The 8,264-nt window shown below is 68.4% G+C and carries 7 protein-coding genes and 2 pseudogenes; 3 read left to right on the forward strand and 6 right to left on the reverse strand.

Annotation, left to right across the window (positions count from 1 at the left end; translation table 11 throughout):
* Nucleotides 1–11: 11 nt before the first annotated feature.
* On the reverse strand, nt 12–1,076 hold the full coding sequence (locus ACGFR7_RS35665) for an NAD(+)/NADH kinase (RefSeq protein ID WP_393327697.1): 1,065 nt from the start codon (nt 1,074–1,076) through the stop codon (nt 12–14).
* A gap of 606 nt (nt 1,077–1,682) precedes the next feature.
* Nucleotides 1,683–2,042, reverse strand: coding sequence for a hypothetical protein (locus ACGFR7_RS35670; RefSeq protein WP_393327700.1), 360 nt, complete (start codon nt 2,040–2,042; stop codon nt 1,683–1,685).
* Between the two features lie 943 nt (nt 2,043–2,985).
* On the opposite strand from ACGFR7_RS35670, the gene ACGFR7_RS35675 reads away from it, so the two are divergent.
* The 3 genes from ACGFR7_RS35675 to ACGFR7_RS35685 all read left to right on the forward strand — a co-directional run bounded on the left by ACGFR7_RS35675 (nt 2,986) and on the right by ACGFR7_RS35685 (nt 6,358).
* Entirely contained in the window at nt 2,986–3,678 is a 693-nt protein-coding gene (locus tag ACGFR7_RS35675; RefSeq protein ID WP_393327703.1) for an ATP-binding cassette domain-containing protein, read from the forward strand.
* Nucleotides 3,675–5,618, forward strand: a complete 1,944-nt coding sequence (locus ACGFR7_RS35680; protein WP_393327706.1) for a YhgE/Pip family protein — start codon at nt 3,675–3,677, stop codon at nt 5,616–5,618. The genes ACGFR7_RS35675 and ACGFR7_RS35680 overlap by 4 nt, the downstream gene beginning before the upstream one ends.
* 440 nt (nt 5,619–6,058) lie before the next feature.
* Nucleotides 6,059–6,358, forward strand: coding sequence for a hypothetical protein (locus ACGFR7_RS35685; RefSeq protein WP_393327709.1), 300 nt, complete (start codon nt 6,059–6,061; stop codon nt 6,356–6,358).
* A 22-nt stretch (nt 6,359–6,380) separates the two neighbouring features.
* Here ACGFR7_RS35685 and ACGFR7_RS35690 read toward each other — a convergent pair whose 3' ends face one another.
* The 4 genes and pseudogenes from ACGFR7_RS35690 to ACGFR7_RS35705 all read right to left on the reverse strand — a co-directional run.
* Entirely contained in the window at nt 6,381–6,851 is a 471-nt protein-coding gene (locus tag ACGFR7_RS35690; RefSeq protein WP_393327712.1) for a GNAT family N-acetyltransferase, read from the reverse strand.
* Nucleotides 6,852–6,924: 73 nt separating this feature from the next.
* Nucleotides 6,925–7,185, reverse strand: a pseudogene (locus ACGFR7_RS35695) (leucine zipper domain-containing protein); the annotation flags it as partial.
* 261 nt (nt 7,186–7,446) lie between these two features.
* Entirely contained in the window at nt 7,447–7,737 is a 291-nt protein-coding gene (locus ACGFR7_RS35700; RefSeq protein WP_393327715.1) for a putative quinol monooxygenase, read from the reverse strand.
* 64 nt (nt 7,738–7,801) lie between these two features.
* A pseudogene (locus ACGFR7_RS35705) lies at nt 7,802–8,051 on the reverse strand (GNAT family N-acetyltransferase); the annotation flags it as partial.
* Nucleotides 8,052–8,264: the final 213 nt, after the last annotated feature.

Raw genomic sequence — 8,264 nt, forward strand, 5'->3', positions numbered from 1 at the left:
CCGGGCGCAGATCAGTCGACGTCCAGGGGGAGAGGCGGAAGGCGGAGGTGTGCGAGATCTGCGGGGGGAGGGCTGGTGTGCGGCCACAGGGGAGTGACGTCGGTGTCGGCTGCCGCGGGGGCGTCGGTCAGCCGCATGCGCTCCCGCAGCCGGCCGTAGAAGTCGGTCGGTCCCAGTCGTACGACGCGCAGACGCTGCGGAGCCGCGTAGACGCCGATCCAGTCCCCCGGATCGAGGACGCCGCGCAGCTGGCCGTCGACGCTCACCGCCGCGCGGCCGGAGTGTCCCAGGACGCGCAGGGCAACAGCCTCGTCGGGGGCGGCGACCACCGAGCGGTTGAAGGTCATGTGCGGGGCGACGGGGGTGAAGACGATGGCGTCGGCCGCGGGGGAGACGACAGGGCCGCCGGCGGCGAAGCTGTATGCGGTGGAGCCGGTCGGTGTGGCGACCAGGACGGCATCGGCGGAGTACGAGGCGAGCAGTCGGCCGGAGAGGTATACACCGAGGGAAACCTGCCGGTCGCGGGCGAGCTTTTCCAGGACGATGTCGTTGAGGGCCGTCAGGTTGAGCGCCACGCCCCAGTCAAGTGCGACGGCGCAGTCGGTGCGTACCAGCGGCGGAGGGAGTACGGGGCCCCGGCCGTAGCGCAGGAGGGCTTCCATCCCCTCGGGGAGTCCCAGTGGCCGGGACGCCCGCATGGTCAGCATCAGGCGGGTCTCGACATCCACCTGACCGCGGTGGATGGTGTCCAGCGCACATTCGACGTCGTCGGCGGGGACTTCGGTGAGGAAGCCGAGAGTGCCCAGGTCGACGCCGAGGACCAGGGCGTCGTTCTGTGCGGCCAGGCGCGCTCCACGGAGGAAGGTGCCGTCTCCTCCGAGCGTGACGATCAGGTCGGGGCCACCGGCAGCGTCGACCTCCTCCCGCGCGTCCCGCCGTTGCTCGTCCGGATTCCACACGTCGATGGCGACGCAGCCGACGCCCTGGCGCACGCACCACCGTCGGACGACGTCGGCGGCCGCTACGGCGGCGGGACGCCCTTCGTGGACGACGATGCCCACCTGTTGCACGCTCACGCAGTGTCCTCTCCCTCTGAACGCCCGTGCGCACACCGACGAGAGAACACCCGCCTCGGATGGCTGGAGGCGTCCCGGTAACCGGCAGCCGGGGCCGGCATCCGGTAGTCGGCGACCGGCGCGGGAGCCAAGCGCCCCGTGATCGTGCCCGTGACCCACCAGGAACGCCCAGCGGGCGCGAGCGATCTCGTACTGCTGCGCCGTGCGATGGCCGGTTGCGCCGTGCGACGGCCGATGCCCCAAGAAGCAATTCACCTTGTAACAGGACTATGGGTGCGCATCCACAGCGCATCTTAACGGGCGAAACCGTTCTAATGGGGCGAAGCCTCGCCAAGACACTGATACCCGGATCGCGGCGGCAACGTCCATCCGGGCGTGCTCAGTCGCGGCTTCGTCAAACAGAAGTCGTCCAGCCGCCGGCCGCCGGCCGCAGAGTCGCCCCGGGCGGGGGCGGGGGGAGGGGCGAGCCTGCGCGGGGGAGGGTCGAGCCTGCGCGGCGCATGCGCGGAGCCTGTGCGCGCTCCGGCCCAGGCCGTCCGCGATCCGACTGCGCGACGGCAAGGTACTCCTGGCATCAACTGTTGGCATCAACTGCAACTGCTGGCTTCACTCTGTCCGATGCGGCGAGTCCGAAGGGGAATCCTGGTGGGCAGGGTCTTCCGGACCAGGCGGGGACGGGGGTGGGTGCGGGTGCGAGGGGGGCTGCCCGGTGCCGGTCAGCTCGCCGGCGGTCAACGCGATCCACAACGACAGGACCGCAAGGGGAAGTTCGACGAGGCAGGCGGTGGCCAATGCGACGAGAATCCCGCCCGCCTCCTCGCGGGGTGTGGTCATCACGTCGAACCAGGCATCGACCACCAGCATCGTCGTCACCGCCACGGCCGCAAGATTTACCTGCCGGTGCCGTCGGTGGGCGAGCACCGCGGTCAGCAGAATGACGGCGGCCAGGCCGATGTCGAATCCCACCCACGGTGCGTCGTACGAGGCCAAGGTGGCTCGCCGGGGCAAGGTGAACGCCAGGTACAGGGTCCAGGGGACCAGCGCTACCCCAAGGGCCGTGAACAGGGGAACGACCCACCGCGGTGTCGGACGGACTCTCAGAATGCCGCCGACCCCGGATTTCCGAACTGCTCTCACACGTGCACCTCTGCATCATCGGTACCACTCAGTCGCTACCGAAATATTATGAAGAGGTCCTACTCGTCCTGTGAGGGAGGTCGGCGTCCGGGGCTCCTCCGGGCGATGATGCGGTGGTCCTTCACGGCGAACGCGACGGGTGTTCCGGCTGCGGCTGGTGGTAGCCGCAGAGGACGACCCCGGACGACCGCAGGCGGCCAGGAATCCGGAGTCTCCTGCGAAGCGTGCGGTCACATGGGCCCTTGCACCGATCCGGGGGACGAGGGGCGGTAGTGGTCGATCAGACCTGCGTCGCGGTTGGGCCGGGCAGATCGGTGGGCTTCAGAGTGGTCGAACCGGGGCCGCCGTCCGTGCAGCAGGAATGATGCGGCGCGTGAGGCCATACGGCTGAGTGGGGTCTTCATAGGTCTCCGTTCGTAGCATCCGGCACTCAAGCATCCGGCGCTCAAGCATCCGGCATTTCGAGAATCTGGCACTTCGAGAATCCGGCACGTCGAGCAGCTCGGTACTCCGCCAGCTTGGTACTCCGAGCATTCCGTACTTCCAACGTACGGAACGCAGGGAGAGAGCGCAGCGATCTGAGTGAGAATTGAGAGTGCGCAGCGGGACCTGCCAACCGCCGGTGGATTCCGCGGATCGCGGGCGCGCTGCACCTTCCGGCCATCACCGGCACCCAGTGCCGGGGGCTACCGCAGGCACCACGTGAAGAGCATCACAACTCTCTTTCCATTGAGGCGGGTTGACCGGCTCGGCCCGGGCTAGACGTTGCTGCATGACAGCTGCTGGAGTTGACGTGGTGGCCCGCGGGGCGAGCGTGCGGGGGCCGAGAGGCCCGGTGTTCGAGGGAGTGGACCTGGACGTGCCGGCGAGCGGACTGCTGGCCGCCCACGGCCCGTCCGGATCCGGGCGTACCTCTCTGCTGCTTGCGCTCGCCGGGCGGATGCGGCTCTCCGGCGGAGCCATCCGGGTCGGCGGGCACGTCCTGCCCGCCGAGGGGAGGCGGGTGCGCAGGCTGGTCGCCGTTGCCCGGGCCGCGCCCGCGGTCGAACTCGAAGGACGGCTGCGGGTGCGAGAGGTGATGGCCGAACGCTGCCTGACCAGCCCCGGTGTGACGGAGCGCCACATCCGCCAGGCATGCGAGACCCTGGACCTCGCCCTACGAGGGACAGATCTGGTCGAGGACCTCGGCCCCGTCGGCGGGCTGCTGCTGGCTACCGCCCTGGCTCTCGCCGAACGGCCCGGTGCCCTCGTCGTCGACGACGTCGACGACGGCCTGCCACCCGACGCGCACGGATCCGTGTGGGAGGCCCTGCGCCGGGTCCGGGACAACGGTCCCACCGTGCTGGCCGGCTGCCTCCGCCCGCCCCCGCCCACTCCCGGCCTGATCACGCTGTTACTGCCGCGGCGCAGCCGGGACCGCCTCCCGGCCGGGACGGCCGCTGTCCGAGAGGACGCCGACATATGAAAGCCGTCAAGCTGGCACTCCTGGAACTACGGCGCTTCCGCGGCCCGATGCGCCGACTGGTCCCCGTCCTGCTCTGCCTGGTGCCGTTGCTGTACGGCGCCATGTACCTGTGGGCGAACTGGGATCCGTACGGCAAGACCGACCGCATGCCGGTCGCCGTGGTCAACCAGGACCACCTGGCGCATGCCCAGCAGGGCCGCCGGGTGAACGCCGGAGACCAGCTGGTGCGGCAGCTCAAGGCGTCCGGCACCTTCGACTGGCACTTCGTCGGCCCCGACGAGGCCCGGGACGGACTGGAGCACCACCGCTACTTCTTCACCATCGCCATCCCACCCGACTTCAGCAGCAAACTCGCCACCGGTGCCGACACCCGGCCGCAACAGGCGGGCATCCACATCGAACTCAACGATGCCCACAACTACATCGCCGGCATCATGACCGAAGTGGTGCAGAACAAGCTGCAGGAGCAGGTCAACTCCGCCACGCACGCCGCCTATGTGCGCAGTGTCTACGGCGAGCTGTCGGACGTGCGGGGCAAGCTGTCCACCGCAGCTGATGGCGCACACCGGCTGGTGGGCGCCACCCGCGTGGCGCAGCAGGGCACTTCCACGGTCGCGTCGGCGACATCCACCCTGCGCGACGGCGCCGACGGAGTCTCCGCCGGAGCGCGGCAGATCGCGCGTGCCGCCGGCCAGATCGACGACCTCTCGGGCCGCCTCGACCGGGCCGCGGCCGACCGTCTGCCCGGAGCCGTCTCCGCCCTGGTGACCACCGCCCGGCTGACCACGGATGGTCTGGACGCGGTGCACACCGCCACCAGCGCCACCCGCAAGGGCACTTCTCGCGCCGTGGGCGACCTCACCGATCTCGCCGATTCCCACCCCGCACTACGGGACGACCCGGTCTACCGGAGCGCCCTCAGCCACGCCCGTGGCCTGGATTCCACCGCCACCGACCTCGACGGCCGGGCCGCCGCTGCCGAGAACAACGCCCGACGCGCCCTTCGCGACGCCCAACGCCTCCAGGGCGACATCGGCTCACTCCGCAGTGATGTGCTGGCCCTGCACGCGCCGCTCCGTCTCGTCGATACCGGTTCCCACAGCGCCGCCGATGGCGCGCGCGGCCTGGTCGACGGGCTGGGCTCCCTGGAAAGGGGCTCCGGAGCCCTGCGCTCCGCCGCCGACCAGGCGCACGACGGCGCCTCCGACGTCTCCCGCACCGTGGACCAGGGACTGCGCAAGATTCCCCGTACCAGCCCCGACGAGGTCGCTCACGCCGCCGAAGTACTGGGCACACCCGTACACATCGACCGCGGCAACCTGCACCCGGCGGGTGTCTACGGACGCGGTCTGGCCCCGTTCTTCTTCGGCATCGCCCTGTGGGTGTTCGGCCTCTTCGCGTACCTGTTGCTGCGTCCGCTCAACACCCGTGCCCTGGCAGGCAAGGTCGGTGCGTTCACCACCGCCGTCGCGGGATGGCTTCCGGCGGCGGTTCTCGGCGCCGTGGGGGCGCTGGTGCTCTACGGGGTCGTCGACCTCACCCTCGGGCTCAGTCCTGTCCACCCCTTCGCGATGATTGCGCTCCTGGTCACCGCGGCTGCGGCCTTCGTCGCCGTCGATCACTGCCTGCGCACCGTCTTCGGAGTGCCGGGCGATGTCCTGTCACTGGTTCTGCTCATCCTCCAGCTCACCGCTTCCGGCGGGCTCTATCCGCTGCCCACCGAGCCGGCCTTCTTCCAGGTGCTGAACCCACTGCTCCCGATGACCTATCTGGTCGACGGATTGCGGGTCACCGTATCGGGCGGACTCACCGCGAACCTGCTGCGGGACTTCGTCGTCCTCTTCCTCTTCGCGGCCGGCTTCCTCACCATGACCGCCCTCGCCGTACGACGCCAACGGATGTGGACCATCGGACGCCTCCACCCCGACGTATCCCTGTGAGCGCCGGGCCATTGCCCTCGCCCTGCGCGCCGGGCACAGCCTTCCCACCCCTGCTCGTCGCCTCCGCATTCGATGGGAAGCCTGATGGCCTCGGTCCCCTCACACGCTGGCACACCTGTGTGCCGACTCCCCGATTCCCCGGTTCGATCGCTGTGACGGTGCCCCGAAGGAGGTCGCCGCAACCCAGCGATTGCAGGAGCGCCCAGAGTTCTGGGTTCTCGGATGGCCCGACCATGTCGATCAGCCTTTCATAAGGGCCGTTCACGAGGGAGTGCTCGCGAGGGACTGCTCATGAGGTGCGGGCCATGAGGGGCGTTCTTGAGGGACGTTCATGAGGGAGAGCGCGCTGACCGGCAAGCGGGCCTCTGACAGGCTCGGGCGCCGCGAGTGGACGGTGGGGCGGGAGGAGGGATGTCAGTGGTGGCCGCTACCTTTGGGACATGTCGATATCTGTTGGCCTCAGCCTCAACGTCTCCGGTTTGCAGCCGGGAGAAGAGACGACGCGTGTCGCCGAGGCGATGACCGCGTTCCTCACCAAGCACGATCTCGAGCGCGACGTGGCGGTATCCGAGGACACGTCGGCGGGTCAGGTCTTCGCGGAGAGCGATTACCCGATCATCGTGTCCGGTTTTGGCCGCTGGTCTGACCAGATCGAACGGGGAACTCACGACACCGTGCGTGCGCTTGCTCCCGCCGCGCAAGTCGACCTCCGATGGAGTTTCGAAGACGAGGACGACTAGGTTCTGTCCGGCGGATCAAGGTTTAGGCGAGTTCCAGTTCGCCGACGCGCTGGTCCCCGCTCAGCTCTCCCGTCAGCTGGAATCCAAGTCCGAGGTAGAAGTCTTCGGGGCCGTCATTGCCGGGATGCCAGCAGGCGGTCAGGCGGGTGCCCCCACGGCGGCGAATCTCGGTGGCCGCGGCCTGGACCGCGAAGCGGCCGTAGCCGCGGCCTTGTTCCCCAGCCGCGATGTTGAGGCGCCACAGCCCCGAGCGGATGTCGGTCGCGGTGCCGTCGCCGGCGAAGTCAATGTCGAAGAAGGCCATCAGGAAGCCAACGAGTCGGGCGCCGTCAAAAATGAGCCGGGGCCAGGCGGTCCCGGGATGCACGTATGCCTCGGCGAGGGACTTGACGACTGGAGCCACCAGGTGGTCCTGGTCGGGGCGTACCTTCAGGGCGATCGCGGCGTCGAAGTTGCCGGGTGTGATCTTCTCCAAGCGGAGCGAGGTGGCCATGCGGGAAGCCTAAGGATGCAGGCCAGAAGGGCAAGCGTTTTTCGCCTGGTGAGCAGGGTGCGCGGCCGGTCTGGCGGACTGTTGCAGTCCGGGGCCGGCTGGAGCGGTCGTGCAGGCCTGCTTCGCCTTCAGTCCGCCAGCGGCGGACCCATTTGTGGGCCGTGACGCGTAAGACGCCCATCTCGGCTGCGACATGGGCGACGGGACGGCCGACGTGGACACGATCGACCAGCAGTCGCCTGCCGAAGACGGTCAGCCGGGCATTACGGTGGGATACGAAGACCTCCGTGCGGTGAGGCGTAGACACCTCCACCACACCGGAGGTCTTCGCCATTGATCAAGACCCAGCGGCTGTTAACAACGCTCGTGATCAATACACCTAGGGCGCACCTCAGCCATGATCACGTGGCGGGGCGGAGGCTGCGGAGCTACATCACTGCCCCAACTCAGGTGGAGAACAGGGCCGGGAAGACAACACCCGCGTCGCGCCACTGGACGAAGCCGTGGCAAACGGCCTGCCAGGCACCGAACTCCGGCTCCGGCGGCATCTCCCGCCGTTGACTGCCCGAGCAAAGCTTCCAGATCGGCCCTGGCTTCAGAGTCGTACCGGAGCGCTGGGGTGCACCTCACGTTCGATGCGCGGCATGATCTCGGGCACATAGATCTTCTGGATGGCTTCGCCGGCATCGTGGGCTTCCCAGTGGTCCCGAGTCTCCCAGCGCTCGACCAGGACGAACCGGGCCGGATCCTCGTGAGAGTGGTACGCCTCCCAACTGACACAGCCGTCCTCGGCAAGGCACAGCGGGCGCATTCGCGCCAGGGCGTCAGCGACCGGTGTGATGTCTTCGGCCTTGGGGACGTGTGCGATGACGATGAGGTCGAACATCACTACTCCTTGATACGTGAAGGCGGTCCAACTAGAGCGTGTTTCATAAGCGACGCCGTGCGACTCAGACCTCGGGAAGGGATGGATCGGGTGTCCAGGGGGTTGGCGCGCTGAAGGCCCTGCGTTCGTGGTCCCGCCAGCCCCCGTCGATGTAGAGGTAGGCGGGCGAAAACCCCTTCATAGCGGAAGCCCAGCCGCTGAACCAAGGCCAGGGATGCTTTGATGGCCGGCTGAATGTTGGCCTCCAGCCGGTGGAGTCGCAGGTCGGTGAAGGTGTGCTGCAAGGTGGCAGCGATCCCTCCGGTCATGTACCCCTACCCTGCGGATGCAGCTCGGAGCTGGCCTGCACGAGCGTGCAGAACTCGTCCTGGTCAGAGTGGATGAGCGGGCATAGTTCGACCCGTGACGGCGACTTGAGCATGGTCCAACCTTAGAGGTCGTTTCATCCTGTTGTTTCATCCCGTGATGCGGTCTTTATTGTGCTGTGGGGTCGCGCCAGGAGATGGTGTTCTCGCCGGTGAGGCGGC

Source organism: Streptomyces sp. NPDC048516 (genome assembly GCF_043199875.1).
GTDB lineage: Bacteria > Actinomycetota > Actinomycetes > Streptomycetales > Streptomycetaceae > Streptomyces.